Raw genomic sequence first — 1,366 nt, 5'->3', positions numbered from 1 at the left:
GGGTGGGCACTCTAGATAGACTGCCGGTGACAAACCGGAGGAAGGTGGGGATGACGTCAAATCATCATGCCCCTTATGACCTGGGCTACACACGTACTACAATGGCCGGTACAACGGGCTGCGAAATCGCGAGATGGAGCCAATCCCAACAAAGCCGGTCTCAGTTCGGATTGCAGGCTGCAACTCGCCTGCATGAAGTCGGAATTGCTAGTAATCGCGGATCAGCATGCCGCGGTGAATACGTTCCCGGGTCTTGTACACACCGCCCGTCACACCACGAGAGTTTATAACACCCGAAGTCGGTGGGGTAACCGCAAGGAGCCAGCCGCCGAAGGTGGGATAGATGATTGGGGTGAAGTCGTAACAAGGTAGCCGTATCGGAAGGTGCGGCTGGATCACCTCCTTTCTATGGAGAATCGTTTCCCGAGTGGAAACATTCAAATAAGTAGGTTCTTAGAACCTACAACAGCGATTCATTTTGGTCTATCACTTCGGTGTGGATGAAATGAAGAGCAAAGCAACTCACTCGTTGCTCAGTTTTGAGAGCTTAAACTCTCAAACGTTTGGTGGCGATAGCGAAGGGGTTCCACACGTTCCCATCCCGAACACGACCGTTAAGCCCTTCAGCGTCAATGGTACTTGGACCGCAGGGTCCTGGGAGAGTAGAACGCCGCCAAGCGTAACCCATTTTGGGTTAAAATAGTATATGTAATGTGGGCCCTTAGCTCAGTTGGTTAGAGCGCACCTCTGATAAGGGTGAGGCCGGTGGTTCGAGTCCACCAGGGCCCACCATCTATACCTTTAAACTTTATATGGGGCCATAGCTCAGCTGGGAGAGCGCCTGCCTTGCAAGCAGGAGGTCAGCGGTTCGATCCCGCTTGGCTCCACCAAAAATGTTTTACAAGTTTGTTCTTTGAAAACTAGATATCGAAACGAAACAAACGCGAATTAGAACATTCCTTTAAGCTGAACTTGTGCAAACAAGTCAAGTGTATAAAGGTAGTTAAATTGCTTTTGTGATGGTATCGGGTGAGAGCGACTTTTGGCTTTGCGCAAGCAAAACAAGGGAAGCGAACGACCGAAACCGGAACAAAATGGTTAAGCTACTAAGAGCACACGGAGGATGCCTAGGCGCTAGGAGCCGATGAAGGACGTGGCGAACAACGAAACTGCCTCGGGGAGCTGTAAGCAAGCTTTGATCCGGGGGTGTCCGAATGGGGAAACCCAGCTGGGGTAATTTCCAGTTACTCATAACTGAATACATAGGTTATGCAGAGGCATACCAGGGGAACTGAAACATCTAAGTACCCTGAGGAAGAGAAAACAATAGTGATTCCGTCAGTAGCGGCGAGCGAACGCGGAGAAG

The 1,366-nt window shown here is 50.6% G+C and carries 2 tRNA genes and 3 rRNA genes; all 5 read left to right on the top strand.

Annotated elements, in window-relative coordinates:
* A 16S ribosomal RNA gene (locus tag ACE04G_RS07850) occupies positions 1–406 on the top strand; the annotation flags it as partial.
* A gap of 156 nt (positions 407–562) precedes the next feature.
* Positions 563–679: ribosomal RNA gene (rrf, locus tag ACE04G_RS07845) — 5S ribosomal RNA — on the top strand.
* Between the two features lie 36 nt (positions 680–715).
* Positions 716–792: transfer RNA gene (locus ACE04G_RS07840), tRNA-Ile, on the top strand.
* A 22-nt stretch (positions 793–814) separates the two neighbouring features.
* Positions 815–890, top strand: a tRNA-Ala gene (locus tag ACE04G_RS07835).
* A gap of 206 nt (positions 891–1,096) precedes the next feature.
* Positions 1,097–1,366 (top strand): 23S ribosomal RNA (locus tag ACE04G_RS07830); the annotation flags it as partial.

The sequence above is a fragment of the Paenibacillus sp. AGC31 genome (assembly GCF_057334655.1).
This window is presented reverse-complemented; position numbering and strand designations above follow the sequence as displayed.